17 protein-coding genes and 1 pseudogene are annotated in these 23415 nt (G+C 35.5%); 10 read left to right on the forward strand and 8 right to left on the reverse strand.

The window, feature by feature from the left end; genetic code table 11:
- The 3 genes and pseudogenes from G468_RS25350 to G468_RS0111170 form a co-directional block, all read right to left on the reverse strand.
- Positions 1 to 173, reverse strand: a pseudogene (locus tag G468_RS25350) (transposase zinc-binding domain-containing protein); the annotation flags it as partial.
- A 33-nt stretch (positions 174 to 206) separates the two neighbouring features.
- Positions 207 to 1202, reverse strand: a complete 996-nt coding sequence (locus tag G468_RS20575; protein WP_051297050.1) for an NAD(P)H-quinone oxidoreductase — start codon at positions 1200 to 1202, stop codon at positions 207 to 209.
- 118 nt (positions 1203 to 1320) lie between these two features.
- Positions 1321 to 1932, reverse strand: coding sequence for a hypothetical protein (locus tag G468_RS0111170; protein ID WP_026823203.1), 612 nt, complete (start codon positions 1930 to 1932; stop codon positions 1321 to 1323).
- Positions 1933 to 2405: 473 nt separating this feature from the next.
- Here G468_RS0111170 and G468_RS0111175 point away from each other — a divergent pair, with 473 nt between their 5' ends.
- Positions 2406 to 3152, forward strand: a complete 747-nt coding sequence (locus G468_RS0111175) for an FNR family transcription factor (protein ID WP_026823204.1) — start codon at positions 2406 to 2408, stop codon at positions 3150 to 3152.
- 139 nt (positions 3153 to 3291) lie between these two features.
- Complete coding sequence (gene uspE, locus G468_RS0111180) at positions 3292 to 4245, forward strand: universal stress protein UspE (protein WP_026823205.1); 954 nt, start codon at positions 3292 to 3294, stop codon at positions 4243 to 4245.
- Positions 4246 to 4267: 22 nt separating this feature from the next.
- Here uspE and pntB read toward each other — a convergent pair whose 3' ends face one another.
- Both pntB and pntA read right to left on the reverse strand, forming a co-directional pair.
- Positions 4268 to 5656 (reverse strand): Re/Si-specific NAD(P)(+) transhydrogenase subunit beta, encoded by a 1389-nt coding sequence (gene pntB, locus G468_RS0111185; protein WP_026823206.1) that lies wholly within the window; start codon positions 5654 to 5656, stop codon positions 4268 to 4270.
- 12 nt (positions 5657 to 5668) lie between these two features.
- The gene (gene pntA, locus G468_RS0111190) at positions 5669 to 7201 is read right to left on the reverse strand and encodes a Re/Si-specific NAD(P)(+) transhydrogenase subunit alpha (RefSeq protein WP_026823207.1); all 1533 of its coding nucleotides are present in this window, start codon (positions 7199 to 7201) and stop codon (positions 5669 to 5671) included.
- 379 nt (positions 7202 to 7580) lie between these two features.
- Between pntA and ydgH the strand changes: the two genes are divergently transcribed.
- Both ydgH and G468_RS0111205 read left to right on the forward strand, forming a co-directional pair.
- Positions 7581 to 8531 (forward strand): DUF1471 family protein YdgH, encoded by a 951-nt coding sequence (gene ydgH, locus G468_RS0111195; RefSeq protein ID WP_026823208.1) that lies wholly within the window; start codon positions 7581 to 7583, stop codon positions 8529 to 8531.
- 352 nt (positions 8532 to 8883) lie between these two features.
- Positions 8884 to 10227 carry a basic amino acid/polyamine antiporter gene (locus tag G468_RS0111205; RefSeq protein ID WP_051297054.1) on the forward strand — a complete coding sequence of 448 codons (1344 nt, stop codon included), beginning with the start codon at positions 8884 to 8886 and terminating at the stop codon, positions 10225 to 10227.
- Between the two features lie 380 nt (positions 10228 to 10607).
- On the opposite strand, the gene G468_RS0111210 is transcribed toward G468_RS0111205, so the two are convergent.
- Entirely contained in the window at positions 10608 to 11561 is a 954-nt protein-coding gene (locus G468_RS0111210; protein WP_026823210.1) for an NADP-dependent oxidoreductase, read from the reverse strand.
- Positions 11562 to 11752: 191 nt separating this feature from the next.
- On the opposite strand from G468_RS0111210, the gene G468_RS0111215 reads away from it, so the two are divergent.
- The 6 genes from G468_RS0111215 (at position 11753) to G468_RS0111240 (ending at position 18958) form a co-directional block, all read left to right on the forward strand.
- Positions 11753 to 12196 (forward strand): MarR family transcriptional regulator, encoded by a 444-nt coding sequence (locus G468_RS0111215; protein WP_026823211.1) that lies wholly within the window; start codon positions 11753 to 11755, stop codon positions 12194 to 12196.
- A 1238-nt stretch (positions 12197 to 13434) separates the two neighbouring features.
- On the forward strand, positions 13435 to 13878 hold the full coding sequence (locus G468_RS20580; RefSeq protein WP_081700668.1) for a fimbrial protein: 444 nt from the start codon (positions 13435 to 13437) through the stop codon (positions 13876 to 13878).
- 441 nt (positions 13879 to 14319) lie between these two features.
- On the forward strand, positions 14320 to 14838 hold the full coding sequence (locus G468_RS0111225; RefSeq protein ID WP_026823212.1) for a fimbrial protein: 519 nt from the start codon (positions 14320 to 14322) through the stop codon (positions 14836 to 14838).
- A 61-nt stretch (positions 14839 to 14899) separates the two neighbouring features.
- Complete coding sequence (locus tag G468_RS20585) at positions 14900 to 15589, forward strand: fimbrial biogenesis chaperone (protein ID WP_034249799.1); 690 nt, start codon at positions 14900 to 14902, stop codon at positions 15587 to 15589.
- Positions 15573 to 17978: a fimbria/pilus outer membrane usher protein gene (locus tag G468_RS20590; RefSeq protein ID WP_051297052.1), complete on the forward strand. Its 2406-nt coding sequence runs from the start codon at positions 15573 to 15575 to the stop codon at positions 17976 to 17978. Before G468_RS20585 ends, G468_RS20590 begins: the two co-directional genes overlap by 17 nt.
- Before the next feature lie 11 nt (positions 17979 to 17989).
- On the forward strand, positions 17990 to 18958 hold the full coding sequence (locus tag G468_RS0111240) for a fimbrial protein (protein ID WP_026823213.1): 969 nt from the start codon (positions 17990 to 17992) through the stop codon (positions 18956 to 18958).
- Between the two features lie 30 nt (positions 18959 to 18988).
- Here G468_RS0111240 and hrpA read toward each other — a convergent pair whose 3' ends face one another.
- Positions 18989 to 22888, reverse strand: coding sequence for an ATP-dependent RNA helicase HrpA (hrpA, locus tag G468_RS0111245; RefSeq protein ID WP_026823214.1), 3900 nt, complete (start codon positions 22886 to 22888; stop codon positions 18989 to 18991).
- Positions 22889 to 22995: 107 nt separating this feature from the next.
- On the reverse strand, positions 22996 to 23262 hold the full coding sequence (locus G468_RS0111250; RefSeq protein ID WP_051297053.1) for a YdbL family probable chaperone protein: 267 nt from the start codon (positions 23260 to 23262) through the stop codon (positions 22996 to 22998).
- Positions 23263 to 23415: the final 153 nt, after the last annotated feature.

A 23415-nucleotide genomic window follows, 5' to 3' on the forward strand; every position in this document is an offset into this window, starting at 1 on the left:
GAGCATTCAGGTGAAGAACAGCAATAACGGCGAACGCCCATAGCGCAGGTGCTGCAGGCGAGCATCTTTTCGACAGAGAGTAGTTGCCATTCATCTACGTGATTATTTTCGATGAAAAGGTTCCATCCGTCATCGTATTGAAATAGCAGTTTTGCAGGTCTGGGGATGTACATAGAGCAGAGTATAAAAGACGAGAAGGGAATTGCCTAGAAATAGAGCGCCTTTGCCGCGATGCTCACGCCAAAGGCGTGCTTATGTTCTTCTAAGGGATACGTTTTAGCAATAATGGGTTTAATTTTACCTGAATAAATAAGTGGCCAAACCTTATTTTCTAACTCTTTAGCAATGGCTATTTTTTCCACTAACGTCCTTGCTCGCATTGTTGAACCGGTATGAATTAATTGCTTAACCATTAATGGCATCAAATTTACCTGCTGAGGTGCCCCACGCATCATACCAACTTGAATGATACGGCCATATTTAGCGGCAATTTGATAATTTTTATTCACATAATCGCCACCAATCAGATCAACAACCATATTGACGCCTTTATTTTGGGTATATTCAGCTATTTTTTCAGCAAAATCTTCTGTCATATAGTTAATCACTTTATCAGCACCTAAAGAAGAAGCCACCTTCATTTTTTCCACTGAACCAACAGTAGTAAATACTTTAGCACCAAAAATTTTTGCTAACATAATAGCGATACTACCAATACCAGAGGTACCACCATGGATAAGAACAGTTTCATTTTTTTTAAGTTGACCAATTTGAAAAACATTAGCCCAAACAGTAAAAAAGTTTTCTGGCAGTGCCGCGGCTTCGATATAACTGAGATCACCAATAGGTAAAGCGATAGCTTCATGCACCAAACAATATTCAGCATATCCTCCTCCGGCAACTAAAGCACAAACTTTATCGCCGTTTTTCCAACGCTGACAACCTTCTCCGACACTAACCACTTGACCAGAAATTTCTAATCCTGGTATTGGAGATGCATCTGCTGGAGGTGGATAAACTCCCATACGCTGAAAAACATCTGGACGATTGACACCCGCAGCGGCAACCTTAACAAGCAAATGAGATTTTGGTGGTTTTATTAGTGGTAATTGGCTGGGTTTAAGTTTTTCCGGACCTCCTGGCCCCACAATTTCGATGGCAAGCATCGTTTTTGGTAAAGCATCTATATGATGGTGCGGCATTCAATAATAACTCCGTTGCTGAGCCAATCAACTGATTATTGTACTTGATAGCCGTAAATTTTTCCTCTAATAATTTAACTAATATTTAATATTATATTTTGACTAATAGAAAGTTTGATCAGAAATGCCACTGAGCAATGACGTCAAATTTAGTTAATTTATAATTAATACCATCTATTTCGTTAAGAAATCTCGTTCCAAGACTAACTTTATGATTTATTTTAAACTCAATTTCCATAGCATCAAAATTTTTCATTCTATTTAATTGTCTACTACTAACAAACTGATTTAAATTATTAAAATAAAATTTCTTTGTACTATTTTTTGTAATAAAATTGACCTTCAACTTATCATTTACATTATTTTTTTGTTGTTTTAAACAGGCTTTAGTGACAGCGTCACTAACTGAGTTACATATATTACTTATCGTTAAATTGGCTGGCAATTTATATTGATTTTTAATATCAATAAGATAATTTATATAACACTTCATTGACATAGATTTTATTGGCGTTTTTTTGTTTGTCTGTAAAATGGGTCTAAACTTCGTTTTTTGACTAAAAACGTCATTTTCGTTACTAAGTTGTGGATAAAAATTATCAGCCCAGCGTTGCTGCACTAAGAATGGACATGATATTGCTTGCGGATAAGAAAAAAATAGCGTTCCAGCATAATAGTTATTAGTCTGCAATATGATGATAATAGCAATGCCTAACTGCCAACCTTTCACTATTCAACGCCTCTAAACTGTTTTCTATAAAAAAATAATAAAACACCAATAAAACTATTTCTATAAGTTATTAGTTGGTAAAATTTTAAAAAAACGTCGTTTCTAAATTATATATTGATTAATAAAGGCTTTCAGAATAAATATGTTTTATAATAAAAAACGTTATTAAGTAATATTATTGGAAAATAAACTTTACTAAAAACAAATAAATAAAGTTTAAAATTATAAATAACCACATTTTCAAAACTAATTAAAAATTAATATATTATTAGACAAAATTTGATTTTATTTTTACTTTTCTATAAGTTATAACAATTAGCTTAAGTAAAATAAATGACTGTCAAGTGAACTGTTTATATTGATAATATTAGTTAAATAAAAATACAACTAATTATTAATTCTTTTACTCAAGCGTAGAATATGTGTTAAAATTGACTAAAATCAATATTTCTTATCATAATGAGTCAAGTAATATGATCCCAGAAAAACGCGTTGTTCGCCGAATCCAGTCTGGTGGCTGCGCTATCCATTGCCAGGACTGTAGTATTAGCCAGCTTTGTATTCCATTCACATTGAATGAACATGAACTGGATCAACTCGATAATATTATTGAACGTAAAAAACCAATCCAAAAAGGGCAAACCCTATTTAAAGCGGGTGATGAATTAAAATCACTTTATGCCATCCGAGCAGGTACTATAAAAAGTTATACTATTACCGAGGAAGGTGATGAACAAATTACCGGTTTCCATTTAGCCGGTGATCTTGTAGGTTTTGATGCTATTATCCATAATCAACATCCAAGTTTTGCTCAAGCTCTTAAAACTTCAATGGTTTGTGAAATTCCTTTTGAAAAACTCGACGATCTTTCAGGTAAAATGCCTAATTTGCGGCAACAAATAATGAGATTAATGAGTGGTGAAATTAAGGATGATCAAGAAATGATATTACTGCTTTCGAAAAAAAATGCGGAAGAAAGATTAGCTGCTTTTATTTATAATCTATCACGCCGTTTTGCTCAACGTGGTTTCTCAGCAAAAGAATTTCGCCTAACGATGACTCGAGGTGATATTGGTAATTATCTCGGTTTAACCGTTGAAACAATTAGTCGTTTATTGGGTCGCTTCCAAAAAAATTATACTCTCAGTGTCAAAGGTAAATATATTACAATTAATGATATGTATAAGCTGACCGAAATTGCGGGTAAAACCTCAGCTTAAACAACATTCATAAATGTAGGCCAGATCACATTAACTTATTATTTTTTTGTGATTTGGCTAAGCTACTATCTATTATCCTAACCCATATTGGTTTATCTTTAGTGATATAAATGTTGTTCAGCCTCTAAGAGGAACCATTATGGCTAATTACCGGAATCTGTTAGTTGCTATCGATCCAAATCAGGATGACCAACCTGCACTCCGACGTGCTGTATATATAGTACAACGCAATGGTGGACGCATTAAGGCTTTCTTGCCGATCTATGATCTCTCTTATGACATGACAACCTTATTATCCCCTGAAGAACGCAATGCAATGCGCAAAGGGGTTATCAGTCAGCGAAAAGTATGGATAAAACAACAAGCACACTACTACTTAGAAGCGGGGATTGATATTGAAATCAAAGTGATCTGGCATAACAAACCTTATGAAGCAATTATTCAAGAAGTTGTTGCCGATAAACATGATTTATTATTGAAAATGGCTCATCAAAATGATCGTTTTGATGCCATGATATTTACCCCCCTTGATTGGCATTTACTACGTAAATGTCCTTGTCCAGTCTGGATGGTAAAAGACAAAGAATGGCCTAACGATGGAGCTATTGTTGTTGCGGTTAATTTATCTAACGAAGAATCCTATCATGAGAAACTTAATATTAAATTAATTAAGGAAACAAAAAATATCAGTCATAGGATTGTTAAAAGTCCACATATACATCTCGTGAGTGCCTACCCTGTTGCCCCGATAAATATTGCTATTGAATTACCGGACTTTAATCCAAATATCTACAATCAGGCCTTGCGTGGTCAGCATCTTATTGCGATGAAAAAATTAAGACAAAAATTTACCATAGATGAAAAAGATACTCATGTTGTTGAAGGACCCGTTGAGAAAATAATCCCTGAAATCTGTGACGAATTACATGCAGGTATTGTTGTACTGGGTATTTTAGGCAGAACAGGTATTTCAGCGGCGTTTTTAGGCAATACCGCTGAACAGATCATTGATAAGTTAAAATGTGATTTATTAGCCATTAAACCTGATGGTTTTGTTTGTCCAATAAATCCAGCAAATGGCCCTATCAAATAGAGCCATCAGATTATTAAAAATCTTATAAAGCACGCAAAATAGCTTCTACGCTTACTTTTGCATCACCGAATAACATTTGGGTATTTTCTTTAAAAAATAACGGATTCTGAACGCCGGCATAACCCGTGTTCATTGAGCGTTTAAATACAATCACATTTTTCGCTTTCCAAACTTCCAGGACAGGCATACCCGCTATTGGACTCTTAGGATCATCTTGTGCTGCTGGATTAACAGTATCATTTGCCCCAATCACTAATACCGTGTCTGTACTAGCAAAATCCTCATTTATTTCATCAAGCTCTAAAACGATATCGTAAGGTACTTTTGCTTCAGCTAATAATACATTCATATGACCAGGCAAACGTCCCGCAACAGGATGGATCGCAAAACGAACATTAATCCCTTTTTCACGTAATTTTAGGGTAATATCGTGGATGGGATATTGAGCCTGCGCCACCGCCATTCCATAACCAGGAGTAATAATTACCGAATGGGAATTTTTTAATAATTCAGCCACCTCATCCGCTGTGGTCTCACGATAATTTCCTTGGCTATGCTCATCATCCACTAATATGCCATCAGTGCCAAACCCGCCAGCAATGACACTAATAAACGAACGATTCATGGCTTTACACATAATGTAAGATAAAATCGCACCTGAAGAACCCACTAGCGCCCCAGTAACAATTAGCAAGTCATTACTCAACATAAAACCCGCAGCAGCAGCGGCCCATCCTGAATAAGAGTTCAGCATTGATACCACAACTGGCATATCTGCACCACCAATTGAGGAGACTAAATGCCAGCCAAATGCTAAAGCAATGATGGTCATCATTAATAAGACAAATACTTGCAAGCCAATAGCTGTCGTTTTGACAAAAATAACTAGCAAAATAAATGAAATTAATAACGCCAATAAATTAAGTTTATGGCGATTAGGAAGCATTAAGGGTTTAGATGCTATTTTGCCGCATAATTTACCATAAGCAACAATTGAGCCAGTAAATGTTACTGCCCCAATAAAAATACCCAGGAAAATTTCTGTCAGATGAATATTTTCCATTATATTATCTGAAAATACTTCATGAGCAATAAAGCTATTAAAACCGACTAAAACAGCCGCCAAACCGACAAAACTATGCAAAATAGCAACCAGTTCTGGCATCTCAGTCATGGCAACTTTATTTGCTAAACGCACCCCAATAACGCCACCAATAACCATTGCAATAATAATCCAGCCAATATTATGTGCATCGGGACCTAAGATAGTTGCAATTAAAGCGATTGCCATACCGGTAATACCCAATATATTACCGCGCTTAGAACTTTCGAGACGAGACAAACCAGCCAGGCTGAAAATAAATAAGATAGCCGCCACAATATATGCTGCTGTCACCATTCCACTAGACATAATTTAAACTCCTTATCCTTTACGGAACATTTTCAGCATACGTTGCGTGACTGTAAATCCACCAAAAATATTGATACTAGCAATTAGTACTGCAATAAATGAGAAGAAAGTAACCCAACCACCGCTACCAATTTGCAATAATGCACCTACCACAATAATACCGGAAATCGCATTAGTTACTGACATAAGTGGCGTATGAAGTGAATGGCTGACATTCCATACAACGTAGTAGCCAACAACACATGCCAGCGCAAATACGGTAAAATGAGAAAGAAAATCTTTAGGTGCTACACGCGCAAAACCGCTAAAAAGTATAATTGCCAACATTAAAGAAATATATTTTAGCCAGGGAGAGATTTTTCTCGCTGCCGGTTTTTCTTCATATTTTATCAGTTGATTTTTTGTTTGCGGTTGTTGAGATACGTGAATCGGTGGAGACGGCCAGGTAATTTCTCCTTCTCTAATAACAGTGACTGCACGCACAACAATATCATCAAAATCAATGGCTAGTTGACCATTTTTTTCTTTACAAAGCAGTTTGATTAAATTAACGATATTAGTTGCGTATAGTTGTGAAGATTGTGTCGGTAAACGACTTGGTAAATCGGTATAGCCAATAATTTTAACTTCATGATCAGTAACGATCAGTTTATCTGCTTCGGTTAATTCGCAATTTCCGCCCGACTGCGCGGCTAAATCAACAATTACACTACCAGGCTTCATCGAGTCAACCATCTCTTTGGTAATCAATTTTGGCGCAGGTTTTCCTGGTATCAATGCGGTGGTAATAATAATATCCACGTCTTTTGCTTGTTTAGCGAATAAAGCCATTTCAGCTTGAATAAAAGCCTCGGACATCTCTTTAGCATAACCATCGCTGCTTGCTGAATCCTGTTTAAAATCCAATTCAAGATACTCAGCCCCCATGCTTTGTACTTGTTCTTTTACTTCTGGTCTGGTATCAAATGCTCGCACAATAGCCCCAAGACTACCTGCTGCACCTATTGCGGCTAAACCGGCAACACCTGCGCCAATAACCATTATTTTAGCTGGCGGCACTTTACCAGCTGCTGTAATTTGACCCGTAAAAAAACGCCCAAATTGATAGGCTGCTTCTACCACTGCGCGATAACCGGCAACATTAGCCATAGAACTTAGTGCATCAAGTGACTGAGCCCAGGAAATGCGTGGCACCGCATCCATTGCTAATACGGTAATTTTACGGGCTGCTAATTTTTGCATTAAATCTGGCTGTTGGGCCGGCCAAATAAAGCTAACTAATATTGCCCCCTCTTTGATAAGAGCGATTTCTGTTTCTAGCGGCGCATTAACTTTAAAAATAATATCCGCATCCCACACAGATTGTTGCTCGACAATTTCAGCGCCAGCTTGCTTAAAAGCAGCATCTTCGAAACTAGCAAGATGGCCTGCTTCTCGTTCAACAACGACAGAAAAACCTAATTTAATTAGCTGCTTTACTGTTAATGGTGTTGCTGCAATACGTGCTTCATTGGTAATTCTTTCTTTCGGTACACCAATACGCATAATGATCCCTTCTAGTTCAAAGTTGCTTGATGTTTCTTCCCAGCTTACATAACTAATTATATTATATATATCTGTTATATTGAGTGAAAAACATTGTTGAAACCTACTGAAAATAGTAATCATGAGCCATAATTTATCGGATTTCCACGACATTAAATTAAATTTTTTTGGCAAAAAATGATATTAGTCAAATAGCCTACGACTTGATATTAATTTATAAAAATAATTAGCAAAAGTAGTGAGTATTCAACTAAATTAATAGTTTCACAAGAAAACAATGGGACAATTGCTGTTATTACATGTAATAATTATTATCTGTATGATACGACTATTAATTCAGCACTTTGATAGTAAATTGTGTAATGCGGAAGGATTTTGTATGAAGCTTAAAATAACGGCCATCACAACTGCGGTACTTTCACTAAGCAGTATAATAAGTGTGCAAGCCGCTGTAGAATTAACACCGGAACAAGCTCAAGAATTAAAGCCTTACCAAAGGATCGCTGTCACAGGCCGCTTTAATGCCATTTATGAAGCATCCGATGCAGTTTCTCGCCGAGCAGATAAAGAAGGCGCCTATTCTTACTATATTCAAAGCCTAGATGATGTAGGTGATAGTGGTAATTTACGGGTAGTTGCCGATTTGTATCGCAAAGATGCGACAAAAGTAACCCAACTCCCCTATCGTATCTTTGCTGGCATCAAAGAATTACCTAAAACAGAAGCAGTAAGATTATTGCCATTTGATACTGTGACTGTCAGTGGTTTGTATAGCTCTGAAGCCGCACTTAATGAGGCGCTCGCTAAAAAAGCTAAGAAAAAAGGTGCTGCTTATTTTTATGTCGTCCGTAATGTTGCTTTAAATGATGGCGGTAACACACTTGCTACTGCTTATATTTATGCCGCAAATGCGCCACAACGGATAGTGCAAAATGATAACGCTGTAGTACCCGCAGATACAGAAACGGGTAAAGCCTTATTAGCTAAAGGAGGCGAAGCAGCCAAAAAAGTGATCATACCTGGGGTGGCTTCATCTTCGGCACCGAAGGAAAGCGTAGGCCACTTTTTTGAAACGTCAATGTCAGGTTCGGGTAAAACCAACGTAACACTACCTAGTGGATATCAAATTGAAGAAGTTAATAAAGCAGCAGCTGCGCAGATGGTCCCTTTCGATTCAATTACTTTCTCAGGTTTCTATACTTCTACTCCTGAAATAAGATATCAAATTGCTAAACGTGCAGAGAAAAAAGGCGCAAAATATTTTCATATTACACGTGAATGGCAAGCTAATGGTGGTAGTGTTACAATTAGTGCAGATCTTTATAAGTAACAAAATTTGAATGTTATCTTATAGTTAAATAAATAAGTATTTTAACGGACAAAATTTTCCGTTTTTCTTTTGTGTAATAGATAAGATAATAAATAACAATTTTTCAACAAAAATAAAGCGAATATTTTTTTCTTTTTTGTGCATATTTAACGATTGCATATCATGTTCCATAACCGTAAAATTCTGCTAAATTTTCTCTTTCTATCTAATTCAAGCCAGTTTGGTTTTTTACTATCGAAACAAATTGTTATTAACGGCATAAACCAAATTATGGCAAATAGATTTTAGGATATTTTCTTTGAAAAATAAAAAATTAAATCTGACCGCTTTAACCGCATTAGTTTTAAGCTCAATGGTTGGAGCGGGTGTTTTTAGTCTGCCGCAAAATATGGCTGAAGTCGCTAGCCCCTTAGCACTTATGATAGGTTGGAGTATCACAGGTATTGGCATTTTATTTCTTGCCATATCTTTGCTGTTACTTTCTCGCATTAGACCTGATCTAGATGGAGGAATTTACACTTACGCTAAAGAGGGTTTTGGCGAACTTGTTGGTTTCTGTTCCGCCTGGGGCTATTGGCTATGTGCTGTTATCGCTAATGTTTCCTATTTGGTCATCGTCTTTGCCGCCCTGAGTTTTTTTACTGATCACTCAGATAATATTATTTTTGGTGATGGGAATACTTGGCAATCTTTGATTGGTGAATCTATCTTACTTTGGATCATTCACTGGTTAGTATTAAGAGGTACACAGACTGCCGCCGGTATCAATAAATTAGCAACTTTCGCTAAATTGATTCCTCTTAGCCTGTTTATCATTCTAGCGATTTTTGCGTTTAAGATAGATATCTTTCAATTTGATTTTAGTGGCGTTGAAATAGGCAAACCCATTTGGCAACAAGTCAAAAATACTATGTTAATTACGCTATGGGTATTTATTGGTATTGAAGGGGCTGTGGTTGTTTCAGCGCGTGCTCAAAGACGTAAAGATGTTGGTTTGGCAACGTTACTTGCTGTAATTTCTGCCTTAAGTATTTATATATTAGTTACCTTGCTCTCCTTAGGCATAGTTCCTAGAGCTGAACTTGCTGAAATGAAAAATCCCTCGATGGCATCACTTATGATCAATATGATGGGAAATTATGGCGAGATTATCATTGCAGCTGGTTTAATTCTTTCTGTTTGCGGTGCTTATTTGAGCTGGACAATTATGGCGACAGAAATTCCTTATATTGCTTCACTACATGGCTCATTTCCTAAAATATTTAAATATCAAAATAAAAATAACGCCCCCTCTTCATCTCTTTGGCTTACAAACGGCGCTGTACAATTATCATTAATATTAATTTGGTTGAGTGGTAGCAACTACAATATGTTATTAACCATAGCCTCTGAAATGATTTTAGTGCCTTATTTTCTAGTGGGTGCTTTCCTAATCAAAATCTCTTTTGAGCGCAATAACAAAGGATTACTGATTATCGGTACAGTAACCAGTTTATATGGTTTATGGCTTCTTTATGCTTCAGGAACCATCAACCTGCTTTTATCTGTTATTCTTTACATGCCTGGTTTATTTATCTTTCTCTATGCTCAAAAGCAAAATAATAATAAAAAATCACTTAGCCGCTTAGAAAAAAGTGCAATAGTAATAATTATTTTCTCTTCTATTCCTGCATTTTGGTATTTACTTCATATTTAATCAAAGAAATTTAATGATAATCAACATAATCACCTAGTTGTAATTATGTTGATTATTGCCATTTAAATAACAAATTTTCTACTTAGAAAAAATCTATCTCGTTGCTTATTAAGATAGGTTTTAGTTTTACCAATAAAAGCATGTTGTAACTAAAATGCAGTTTGCCTTATGATTTGGAATAGATGGAATTCATTTGGAAAACGGAAAAACTGTTTTCATACAGAGTTGGATCAGTTGCCTATATCGATCAATACTTGTCAGAACAAAAAACCAGAAACTCTTTTGGCCTCTATTCTTTAATAGCAATTATCAGATATGTAGTCTTCAAACATCTAACATTTTTATGTTTACATTTCTTAGCATCTAAATGTATGAGTAGTTTAAAAAGAACTAAGATCCATGACAATCTTACCGAAGCGTTCATTTTCCTGAAGTGTCTTTAGTGCTGTTTTGTAGTCTTCCACACTAAACACACTCTCAACTGCCGGCTTAATTTCACCAGTGGTTACTTTATCAATAATTTGGTTTAGTATTGTCGATGAACCGTGAGCAACAAATAAGTATGGAACGTGTTTATCTGATACTTTAGCTTGAGCTTCTGAGTCAATATCTAATTGCGGATTACTATTAACAAATACACCATTATTATTAAGCAAATGAATTGCCTGTTCAAACTTAAGTACTTTCGCTAAGTCAAATATAATGTCAAAGGAATCATTAAGTTCAAATACACTTTTTTCTCTGTAAGAATAAATTTTATCTGCACCCAACTCTTTTAAAAATGGGACAGCAGATGGCCCCCCAATAGCAGTGACTTTTGCTCCCGCATTTTTTGCTATCTGAACCGCATAAGAACCGACTCCTCCATTTGCTCCTATAATCAAGACATTATCACCGTTTTTAATTTTAGCTAGCTCAACCAGTCCTTTATAAGCAGTTTCACTTCCGATCGGCAATGACGCTCCATTTGTGAACTTAATAGATTCTGGCAAAATTGATAAATAATCCTCATTTGCCGCAACTAATTCTGCCATTGCTTTTTCATCTTTTGTAAAGTCTATACTGCCGGCTACACGATCACCCTTTTTAAATTTCTTACCGTCCGTTAAAACCACTCCTGAGAACTCCAGACCAAGATAGATATTGCATCCTTTAATGTACTCCTTTAGGCTTAGCTGATCATTATTCCTAATAAAATCCAATTCCCATGCACTTAAAGGCACAGCCATAACCTTAATCAGAACTTCTCCTGCTTTTACGACTGGATCTGGTACTTCTCCAATCATAAATTTCTCCACGCCTTTCTTATTAAAATCAATTACAAAACCTTTCATTAAAGAGATCCTCATAATTCATATGTGAACATAACAGAGGGTTATATTTCCCAGGACACAAAGTAACACCACGAAAAATAGTTGTCAAATGATAACTATTATTTGACACTTATTGCCCTTATAGCCATGCTACATCAAAAAGACGCTTATCTTTTTTTATGTTAATGTATAGGCTATTTTAAGGAGTACCCATGCATCATCTTTACAAACAGTTTATGCTTTTTACCACCTCTTTTTATGAGGTTATAGATGTACTTACACGTGATCTTGAGCTGGACGGTATGACGAGGGTTCAGTTTAATATTTTGCAACAAATTGCTCTTGAACAACCAATTACATTAAGTCAAATTAGCTATTGCCAAAATATGTCATTACCTAATGTAAGTCGTGAAATTAGAAAATTTATCAAAAATGGATGGGTTTACAAATTTAAAGATAATCAAGATAAACGAAAAACATTTTTGATGCTTGATCAGGCTGGAATAAAAATTACCAAAATTATTTTCTCTCAAATGGAAAAACGATTTTTAACCACTATAGATAAGAGATGTGATACTAATCAGATTAATATCTCAAACTCAATTGATAATATATCTGAACTTCTTTTTAAACCAATCATATCCTCGAAAAAATAAATTAAACGTAATTTGTAGGAGGAGCTCACAATTGTTTTAATTTATGACTTTCACTCTGAGAATGGTTTATGGTGTAGTGTTAAATTCTCTGACTATTGCGCTAATGCTTGTGGCCGAATTAATACGCTCTATAACGCTTGCTGCTATTCTGGATTAAAAACTGGACGATGATTTAAAACGTTTTCATATTACTTATACCCTCACGAATCCAGAATGTCTGCATTCATGCAGCAGATCGCGTTCAAATTCAGTGACTGCAGCTCATTTTCTCCTCTAGTCTGGTAAGAACTACGCTTCTAATAGCCAGAAAATACACGCAAATTTCTAAATCTAAAGTCACAAGTTGCTGAACCGTTTTTCTTATGTCTAGCGCATGACGCCCAAAACGTTAAAAATTCGTTATGATTAGTAAATTTTCTGATCAATATTTTTCATCGTGGCATAAATACTTCCCTCAAATATAGTTTTTCTTAGTTACGATCTTTACACTGAACGAAACCGACCGGTTTTGTACATGCTTTCGTACAGAAAATAACACTAGCAAATAACAGAGTAGGACAGTAAAGCCTAAACGATTTGTAGGTCGTAAACCCAGCATTATGCAAAAACTCGTGACATGGACCAAGATTCTTGCTGACAAAAACAATACTTCTCACAAGGTCATAGTACCCAGAGTAGCTTTCTGATTAAGGATTGAAGCTGATTTATGGTATGAATATGCATTCAGTTAATAAACTGGCTGGGAACGTATTAATCTAAGAAAAATTATATCTGACGTAATAACTTCTTAACTGGGATTAGTAAAATACTGTCCATTACGCGCTGTCGACATCGTTCTGTACAAAAATAGTCTTGACGTGAAATATTGTCAGATTTCCAACTGAACCACAGATTAATTGCTATCTTTCATATTTTATAAAATAACTATCATTCAATATGACAGGATAATTATTTTATAGTAAGGAAATTAGTTTTTAATTCTATGCATTTAATATTATTTTCAATACCTTATATTACTTTATTTCACTTATATTAAAGAAAAGATAATTGTTATTTTTTTGTTAAAAATACCTCTTATCTTAAATAAAAATAGCAGTATTCTTACAATTTAAAATAGTAATAATATTCGTTGTTCAATTCCAAAAATAAAGGTAAAACTTATGTATAACTTATTGATGGCAAGCTTATTGTTAATGTTTTCTTTGTTTCAATTTTCTGTTCATGCCTAGGATGGAAATATTAAATTTACCGGTGAAATTATTCAGTCATCTTGTACATTTAAAGCACTTACTAAAGATCAGACAGTATCATTAGGTACGGTGGCAACCAATAGTTTTAAAAAAGCACATGACACTGCCTCACCAACCGCTTTTAATATTGAAATCAACAATTGCCCGCATAATAGTCAAGAGGTTTTTGTCATATTTGATGGTGTTAAAGATGAAATAAATAATGAGTTGTTAGCTATTAAAGAAGGTAATGGTTATGCGACAGGCGTTGCAATTGGTATCTATAATAATGATAGTGAACGCCATATCCCAATAAATAATAAAATCAATGTTTATTCTATTACTGATAAGCTAGCTAGCCTAAAATTTATTGCAAAATATGTAGCGACAGAAAATATTGTTTTACCTGGAAGAGTAGAAGCTAATGCTCATTTTACATTAGTCTATAATTAAATAGGAAAAAATTTTCTATTTTTCTGCACTATTTATTTTCTAATTAAATAAAATCATTAGATAGAAATAGGATTACTTTACCATCTAAATATTTTTATTATTTGATTTAGTCTAATATGAATAAATTCATTAATTCAACAAACAAATAATATTTATAATTAAATTAATATGCAAAAATTTATTTATAATAAAAATTTAACGCTCCCTTATTTGTCATTTCATTTGCACTAATTATATTTGTTTATAAAAAATAACATTAATCATTAAATAAAATTTGTTATCTATTAAAAAATACCTATTGTTTTTTTAAAAAAAAGTATTAATATTCTCCTGGCTGAAAATAGTATGTTAATTTTTTATAAAATTAGCTGGTTTTATAATTTTATAATATAAATCATTTGATTAAATTATGTTTTTATTAAATTAAGGATTAGTAATAATATGCGTAAGTTATTAATGGCATTATCATTGTCAGTGACTTTTTTGTCTCAATTTTCTGCTTATGGCAGTAGTGGCTCGATCATTTTAAATGGACAACTTATTGGTTCTACCTGCCAAGTCACCGCAAATACGAAAAATCAAACCGTTATCTTAGACACATTATCAATAAACAATTTTCAGAAGAAAAATGATACATCAATTGGCAAATCTTTCAATATTGCATTATCGCAATGCCAACCGACAGATAATATCAGCGTTGTTTTCCATGATGCTAAAAATGGTCTTACAGAGGATGGATTAATAGCTAATCAAACTGGTAATGATTATGCAAAAGGTATCGCAATTGGCATTTATGATAATGATAATAACCCCATTAAAATGAATGAAAAAATAGCGGTAGATGTAGATAATAACAATAGTACCCGCAATTTAGCACTTATCGCAAAATACGTCGCTACAGGAAATGAAGTTGAAGCAGGAAAAGTGACTTCAACGGTTAACTTTACCATAACTTATTAACTAGCTAATAGCAGGAACAATAGAAAATTTGTTATTGTTCCTATCTTGCCGAGATAAGAAAATGCAATATCTTTTATTATCATTAATTATAGTTATATTTTCTTCGTCATCACTTGCTAATGTGATTATCGGAGGCACCCGCGTTATTTATCCTTCAGATAAACGTGAGGTTTCGATTGCGATAAACAATTTAGACAAAGAGAATTTATTTTTAATTCAATCATGGATTGAAGACAAAGATGGTAATAAAGTTGATGATTTTATTATAACGCCACCCTTATTCAAATTATTGCCAAAAAAAGAAAATAAAATAAGAATCATTAATTCAACAAATCAATTACCAAATGATAGAGAGACTGTTTATTGGTTAAATATAAAATCAATTCCGGCATTGAAAAAAAGTGATGAGAACCGCTTAAACATTATATTAAAATCAAGGCTTAAACTTTTTTATCGGCCCAAAGAAATAATTAACGAATCAACTGAAATATATAAAAAAATAGAATTCAAACAACTAAATAAACAACTTGTTGTTCATAATCCAACAGCTTTTTATATTAATTTTAATTCGATAAAAATAGGAAAATTTAAAATAGAATCCCATGGTATGTTACCACCATATAGTCAGAAGAAATGGCAAATTAAGCCAAGTACAAATAACAAAATAGACTGGTCATTTATTAATGATTACGGTGCCATTGTAGAAACAATTAGCCTATTAAATGATAATAACAATGAACAAAAAAAATAAAATCAGATATTATACCTCTCCCATATATTTTAGTTTATTATTTAATATTTCCTCTAATTTATACGCTAAGAATGATGATTACTATTTTGATGTGGAAGCAATTGAACATGATAAAAAATCATCCATTAACCTTGCTTATTTTCTAACAGATAATAATCAGTTAGCGGGCGTATATAGAGTAGATATTTTTATTAACAACAAAAACGTGGCCACCCAGGATATTACTTTTATCAATGATGAACAAGGCAAGCTTTATCCTATCGTCAATAGCAATCTATTAAATAATTGGGGAATTGATGAGAATTTTATTAAGCAAAAAATTATTAATCAATTAGCTGCCGATACGATAATTGATTTCTGGCAACAAAATAAATTAGCTATTAGCGCTGAATTTGATTTTAATCAGCAAAGTTTATATCTCACTTTTCCACAAATAGCGTTAAGAAAAAATCAACAAATATTAGCATGGCAATCAGGGGTGCCGGCGTTTTTTGTTAATTATCGTTATCAAGGTGCCAATACTTGGATAAAAAATAGTTCTGATAAGCAAAATCATTTTATGGGTTTACTGATAGGCGCTAACTGGCAAGCCTGGCGATTACGCCATTATGGTAGCTATTCTTCCCACTATCACTGGCAAAACTATCGCACCACACTTTCGCGTGATATTCATGCAATCCATAGCCAATTAAGTTTAGGTGAAAATTATACTTCTTCAATACTGTTTGAGCGTTTTCAATTTAAAGGCTTACAATTACAAAGTGACGATAGCATGCTACCCGACAATGCCAAAGGCTACGCTCCAATAATCCAGGCTATTGCCGAAACCTACGCAACTGTCACTGTATTACAAAATAATATTCCCATCTATCAAACCTATGTGCCGCCGGGTCGTTTTGTGATTAACGATCTGCTTCCATCTTATTCTAATGATAGACTTAAGATAATTATTGATGAAAGTAATGGTAAACAACGAATAATTTATCAACCATACACGACTTTACCCAATATGTTACGGGTCGGTCGTTTCCGTTATGCGCTTAATCTTGGTCAATATTCCCCTTCAACTATCAGTGCCTATAAAGCCAAATTTATTCAGTTTGATTATCAATATGGTTTAACAAATTACCTAACGCATTATGGTGGAATAATTATTGCCAACAATTATTATTCGAATGCGTTAGGATTTGGGGGTAATGTAGGTGAATTGGGTGCGGTTACTTTCGATGCTATCTATGCAAAGGCAAAAGAAGTAAAAAAATCCTATGACGGCGGTTACGCCTATCGTTTTCAATATGGCAAATATTTTTCTACCACCAATACCCAATTAACATTAGCAGGCTACCGATATAGCCAAAAAGATTTCTTAACATTTAGTCAGGCTAATAAACTTAAAAATAGCCCTTTTCCGCACTTTTACTACGCTAAGAAAAGTCAGTTGCAACTTAATATTAGGCAACATTTAGCTAGCTGGGGCGCTATCTACTTATCCGCTTATCAGAAAAACTATTGGAATTATGATGATACAGAGGAAAGCTACGCGGTTAATTATAGTTCGAGGATCTGGGATTTAGATTATACGATTAACTATAGCTATACAAAATCTAGGCGCGAACAATCAGCGGATCAAATTCTGTCTATCAACTTACAAATTCCCTTTAAGCGATGGTTAAAACGAACCTGGGGAAGCTATGGTATACAAAATAGCTTTGATCAACGCCTTATTCAGCAAATTAATATTCACCACTCTCCATTTGCTGACGAAAGTTTATTTTTAACGCTGCAGCAAAACTATGAACGACACTATAAAAATCATACTAACGCTATCAGTGGGGCACTTTATAGCCAATATCGAAATCAATATACAACCTTTAATTTAGGCTACAATCACGACCCCTATCAAAACCAATTAAATTATGGTCTACAAGGCAGCCTGGTTGCTCATCCTTATGGATTAACCTTAGCACAACCTATAGGTGAAACAGCAGCATTAGTGATCGCGAAAAATGCGGTTGGGGTAAAACTAGAAAATCATTCGGGTATAAAAACTGACTATCAAGGTATTGCCATCATTCCCAATATTAGTAGTTATCGAACAAACCAAATTGCGTTGGCAACTGAAACCCTGCCTGATGGTGTTGATATTGAATCTAATATACAAACAGTAACTCCCACTCGTGGCGCAATGGCAACTTTAACCGATAAAACCACAATTACCACCTCTGGGATCGTTGATGATCAACAGCAACTTTATTTAACTGGGGTGCCTGTTCAAGGTGAATTCCTCATCACAGCCGGAAACAACCATAACAATTATTGCTGCACATATGCACTACCTCATGACGCGATACTAGCTAAAGTTCACAAAATTACTGCCGTCTGTCAATAAAAGGAGTGAAAATGACAAGCCTTTTAGCTAAAACAATAAGTCTGTTTTTTTTACTGCTTGGCTTATTTTCTTTAACCGCTCATGCTTCCAACTGTAACTACATGCCAGGTTCACAACCAATACAGGTTTTTATTCCCTTGCCAAATGAAATTGAGGTCTCGCCCACCTTACCTGTAGGCAGTATTATTAAGAAAGCTTATGGATCACTTACAAGAGGCAATTATGAAGGTTTTATCATTTGCCAATCAGAGCAAATCAAACACCAATGGAGAAATAGTCATCAATACGCAATATTGCCGTCATCAGATGATATTTACCCAACAAATTTAAAGGGAATCGGATTAAAAATTATTTATCATGCGGGCAACATACAACCTTATGTTGCACCCTGTTATAACCAGTCTACCAATAAAGTATTTTGCGGAGAAACATTCTATCAAATCGAATTACAATTGATAAAAACAGCTGAGCAGATAGAAACAGGTAATATTTCTCAACAACAATTAACTGAAGCAACGATTGGTGATTTACCTATAGTAAATTTCAACTTAACAAATACACAAATTATTGTTCCTAAATTAAGCTGTTTTATCAATAATAACGCATTAGAGATCAATTTAGGTCGTCTAAAAACCACTGTTTTTAATGGCATATATAGTACAGCAGGCAAAAAAGGATTTTATCTAGAATTAAATTGTAGTCATCCCTCAACGGTAGAAATGAAAATGGATGGAGATACATTACCATCAAGCGATGATAGAATTTTAGCCTTAAATAAATATAATGCTGCACAGGGTATCGGTTTACAGATTTTGTATAAAAATAACCCTATCAAATTCAACGACTGGTTTATATTAAAAAAAGTGCCTGGCACTGAAAGTATTCAACTATTTTTTTACGCGCAATATATTCAAGTGGCAGAACAAGTAACACCAGGGCAAGCGAATGCCCTTGTCACTTATCATATTAAATATCATTAAAATGGCGGTGGTAACACCGCTTTTTTAGTCTTACTCTGACGGTAATGAAATTTGTGTCATGGCTTGTAAAATACGTTTATCGGAAATAGGATATAGTGTGCCCAACTGTTGAGCAAATAGGCTTACCCGTAACTCTTCTATCATCCAGTATATTGCTTGTACTTCAGGTAGTTGTCTTTGTACGATTGGCAACCTAGCTAGCCAATTCTGCCATTGCTGTTTAATATGCTCAATACGTACCATATGCGCCCGATCACGGTTAGGATCAATAACTAACTTCTCCAAACGACGCTCTATCGCATTGAGATAACGAATAATATCAGCCAGTTTTTGCCAGCCATGAGAGGTAACAAAACCTTTAAATATTAATCCGCTAAGTTGGGTTTTAATATCAGAAAACGGCAGTGCCAAATGAATATCTACCCGCCCCCTTAAACGCTTATTAATTGCAAATGCGCGAGTTAAAATTATTTCAACCTGTTTGGCAATCTCAACTACGACATCATTAAGCTCAGCACGAACATAAATTTGCAAGCGCTGATAGTCTTCTGCTGTCCATACTAGACCACCAAATTGAGCAATTAATTTATCGACCCCGCAGCTGATACAATCATCTATTAGTTCAAGAACTTTACCAAAAGGATTGAAATAGAGTCCCAGTTTAGATTTATTTGGCAATTTTTCATGTAGGTATTTTATTGGTGAAGGAATATTGAGCAATAGTAGTCGCCTTAACCCTTTACGCATAGCCTGTTGTTGCTCTAATTGGGTTTCAAACATGCGGATTGCAACACTATTTTTTTCATCTACCAGCGCCGGATAAGCTTTAACTAGATAACTCCCACGTTTTTGCTCATAAAGCTGAGGTAGATCACCGAAACTCCATATATCTAATCCACTTTGCTCTATGCTATTATTAATAACCGCAGATAATGTTTGTTGAACTTGTTGTTTTAATTGTATTTTTAATGCTGTTAAATCACGGCTTTCGGCAATAGTCTGGTTATTTTCATCGACAATGCGATAGGTCATTTTCAGATGAGAAGGCAATTGATCCCACGGCCAGGCATCAGCGTCAATACTAACCCCCGTCATAAGTCGCAACTCTCTCGTTAGGCAATCTAACAATTTGCCCTGTGGAGTAGGTAGCCGTTGTAAAAATGCTTGTGCATAATTTGGCGCCGGCACAAAGTTACGCCGTAACGATTTAGGTAATGATTTAATCAACGCTATAATTAGTTCTTCGCGTAATCCCGGTATTTGCCAGTCAAAACCCTCCTCTTTCACTTGATTAAGTAGCGATAATGGAATATGAACGGTTACACCGTCTGCCGCACTGCCAGGTTCAAACTGATAGGTTAACGGCAATTTAAGTGCTTCTTGTTGCCAATAATTGGGATATTCTGCTAGGGTAACGTTATTAGTCGTTTCCCTCATTAGCATATCTTTATTGAATGTCAGTAAGTCAGGCTGTACTTTACTAACCTGTCTCCACCAGCGATCAAAATGACGAGATGAGACAACCTGACTGCCAATTCGTTGTTCATAAAAATCAAAGAGCGCATCATCGTCAACCACGATATCGCGGCGGCGAGATTTATGCTCTAGCTCTTCCACCTCAGCTAATAATGTTAAGTTTTGTTGGTAAAAAGTGTGGCGGGTTCGCCAGTCCCCCTCAACGAGTGCATGGCGAATAAAAAACTCACGGCATAATAATGGGTCAATCTTACTATAATTAACTTGTCGGCCCGCCACGATAGGTAAACCCAATAGAGTGACACTTTCCGACGCCATAACAGCACCTTGCTTTTTTGACCAATGTGGCTCGCTATAATGATATTTCACTAAATGCCCGGCCAGTGGTTCTACCCAGTCAGGTTCGATTATCGCCGCAATACGAGCCCAAAGTTTATTGGTTTCAACTAATTCTGCCACCATGACCCATTTAGGTGGTTTTTTAAATAAACCGGAAGCGGGAAAAATCATAAATCGTGCATTGCGAACGCCCAAAAAGTCAGCTTTATCCGTCCCTTTTTGACCGATGTGAGAAAGCAGACCAGCAAGTAGCGAAATATGAATAGCTTGATAATCAGCGGGTTCGCTGTTGATAGCGATACCTAATTCTTTAACAACCTGGCGCAACTGGCTATAAATGTCCTGCCACTCCCTTAAGCGCATAAAATTAAGCAGCTCTTGTTTACATTGCTTACGAAATTGCGCATTGGATAAAATAGTTTGTTGCTGTTTAACAAAATCCCATAAATTTAGGTACGCTAGAAAATCCGAACCTTTATCGATAAAACGATGATGCTTCTCATCGGCAATTTGTTGTTTATCTAATGGCCTTTCGCGAGGATCCTGGATAGAAAGTGCAGAACTGATCACCATTATCTCACGTACACAGCCATGTTTTCTCGCCTCTAAAATCATACGACCTAACCGCGGATCGAGCGGCAGTTGTGCCAGTTGACGGCCAATTTGAGTCAGTTGATAATCGCCATTAACGCTTTTATTGGCAATGGCGTTTAGTTCCTCGAGTAAGCGAATACCATCTTGAATATTGCGCTTATCAGGCATTTCAATAAAAGGAAATTGATTGATATCACCTAATCCGACAGCCATCATCTGTAAAATAACCGAAGCAAGATTAGTACGTAAAATTTCAGGATCGGTATACATTGGTCGTGCTAAAAAATCTTCTTCCGAGTACAAGCGGATACAGATCCCAGCAGAAACACGGCCACATCGTCCTTTACGTTGTTCAGCAGAAGCTTGTGAAATCGGTTCGATCGGCAAACGCTGTACTTTTGTACGATAACTATAACGGCTAATACGCACATAACCGGTATCAATCACATATTTAATACCAGGAACGGTTAATGAAGTTTCTGCTACGTTAGTCGCTAATACGATCCTTCTGCCTGAATGAGATTGAAAAATACGGTTTTGTTCATTGTTAGATAAACGAGCAAAAAGCGGTAATATTTCTGTATGCTTTAAATTCAGTTTATTAAGTGCTTCGGCCGTATCTCGGATCTCACGCTCACCACTCATAAAAATCAAAATATCGCCGATAGCTTGTTGACTTAATTCATCAACCGCATCAATTATGCCATCAATTTGATCGCGACTACTATCGTTGCTCTCGCCAATAATTGGCCGATATCTAACTTCTACTGGATAAGTTCTTCCTGATACCTCAACGATCGGCGCGCGAGCAAAATGTTGGGAAAAACGCTCGGGATCGATGGTCGCGGATGTGATAATAACTTTTAAATCAGGGCGTTTAGGTAACAATTGACGCAAATAACCCAAAATAAAATCAATATTTAAGCTACGTTCATGCGCCTCATCGATAATTATCGTGTCATATTGCAGTAATAATTTATCATTATGTAATTCTGCTAATAAAATTCCATCTGTCATTAATTTAATGAACGTATTATCGCCTATCTGATCATTAAAACGAACTTTATAACCAACAGCACTACCTAATGGGACATTAAGCTCTTCAGCAATCCTGTTAGCCACTGAGCGAGCAGCTAATCTGCGCGGTTGGGTATGGCCAATTAAGCCTTTTACTCCTCGGCCTAGTTCTAGACAAATTTTTGGGAGCTGAGTTGTTTTGCCCGACCCCGTTTCACCAGCAATAATGACGACTTGATGATCACGAATCGCCTGATAAATTGCCTGTTTTTTCTCAATAACAGGTAGATTATCTGGATAAATAATTGTTGGACGAGCCCTTTGCCGATTGGCAATTTTTTTTTGCCCAGTGACAATATCCGTTTTAACTAATTCAATAATCGATTGGCGGGATTTTTCATTTTTTATCTTCTTTATCCCGGCTAAGCGCTTTCTTAATAACAATTGATCACGCAATAATAGCTGATCAATATCAGCATATAGTGCTGTTAAATCAGATTTCACTTTTAATAAGACCTTACTGAAGGGGCTTTTTTGCTGAGTTGACCATCAAAACACGACATAACTAACACTTACTCATCTTTGCCCAAATAATAGGGCGCTATAGTAACTTATTTTTGTGTCCAGCGGCCATTTATACCTAATACATATTCACCCTTTTTTGCCCCATCGATTAATTTTTCGCCAGCGATTTTTGCCACTTGCTCCGTCTTAAGTTGGTTACTTTGCGCAATTTCAGCGTACTTTTGTTCACGAGCCTGATTAATACTCTTGACCAATGAGTTCACTTCAGCATTATCTTTTACCACGGCTGCCAGATAACCACTTAGTGTTTCACCAACCAGCCCACGCTGCTTAGCCTCACTAATTGAGAACATAAGCACGCCTTTGGCGTGAGCATCGCGGCAAAGGCGCTCTATTTCTAGGCAATTCCCTTCTCGTCTTTTATACTCTGCTCTATGTACATCCCCAGACCTGCAAAACTGCTATTTCAATACGATGACGGATGGAACCTTTTCATCGAAAATAAT

This window comes from Arsenophonus nasoniae DSM 15247 (assembly GCF_000429565.1).
In the GTDB taxonomy this organism is placed as follows: domain Bacteria; phylum Pseudomonadota; class Gammaproteobacteria; order Enterobacterales; family Enterobacteriaceae; genus Arsenophonus; species Arsenophonus nasoniae.

Excerpts from the sequence above, each read along its gene's own strand:
- G468_RS20585 (WP_034249799.1), top strand. The coding sequence starts at position 14,900 with ATGCAATATCTTTTATTATCATTAATTATAGTTATATTTTCTTCGTCA.
- G468_RS0111215 (WP_026823211.1), top strand. The coding sequence starts at position 11,753 with ATGCATCATCTTTACAAACAGTTTATGCTTTTTACCACCTCTTTTTAT.
- G468_RS0111240 (WP_026823213.1), top strand. The coding sequence starts at position 17,990 with ATGACAAGCCTTTTAGCTAAAACAATAAGTCTGTTTTTTTTACTGCTT.
- G468_RS20575 (WP_051297050.1), bottom strand. The coding sequence starts at position 1,202 with ATGCCGCACCATCATATAGATGCTTTACCAAAAACGATGCTTGCCATC.
- uspE (WP_026823205.1), top strand. The coding sequence starts at position 3,292 with ATGGCTAATTACCGGAATCTGTTAGTTGCTATCGATCCAAATCAGGAT.
- G468_RS0111225 (WP_026823212.1), top strand. The coding sequence starts at position 14,320 with ATGCGTAAGTTATTAATGGCATTATCATTGTCAGTGACTTTTTTGTCT.
- G468_RS0111250 (WP_051297053.1), bottom strand. The coding sequence starts at position 23,262 with ATGTTCTCAATTAGTGAGGCTAAGCAGCGTGGGCTGGTTGGTGAAACA.
- pntB (WP_026823206.1), bottom strand. The coding sequence starts at position 5,656 with ATGTCTAGTGGAATGGTGACAGCAGCATATATTGTGGCGGCTATCTTA.
- G468_RS20590 (WP_051297052.1), top strand. The coding sequence starts at position 15,573 with ATGAACAAAAAAAATAAAATCAGATATTATACCTCTCCCATATATTTT.
- pntA (WP_026823207.1), bottom strand. The coding sequence starts at position 7,201 with ATGCGTATTGGTGTACCGAAAGAAAGAATTACCAATGAAGCACGTATT.
- G468_RS0111205 (WP_051297054.1), top strand. The coding sequence starts at position 8,884 with ATGGTTGGAGCGGGTGTTTTTAGTCTGCCGCAAAATATGGCTGAAGTC.
- G468_RS0111210 (WP_026823210.1), bottom strand. The coding sequence starts at position 11,561 with ATGAAAGGTTTTGTAATTGATTTTAATAAGAAAGGCGTGGAGAAATTT.
- G468_RS0111175 (WP_026823204.1), top strand. The coding sequence starts at position 2,406 with ATGATCCCAGAAAAACGCGTTGTTCGCCGAATCCAGTCTGGTGGCTGC.
- ydgH (WP_026823208.1), top strand. The coding sequence starts at position 7,581 with ATGAAGCTTAAAATAACGGCCATCACAACTGCGGTACTTTCACTAAGC.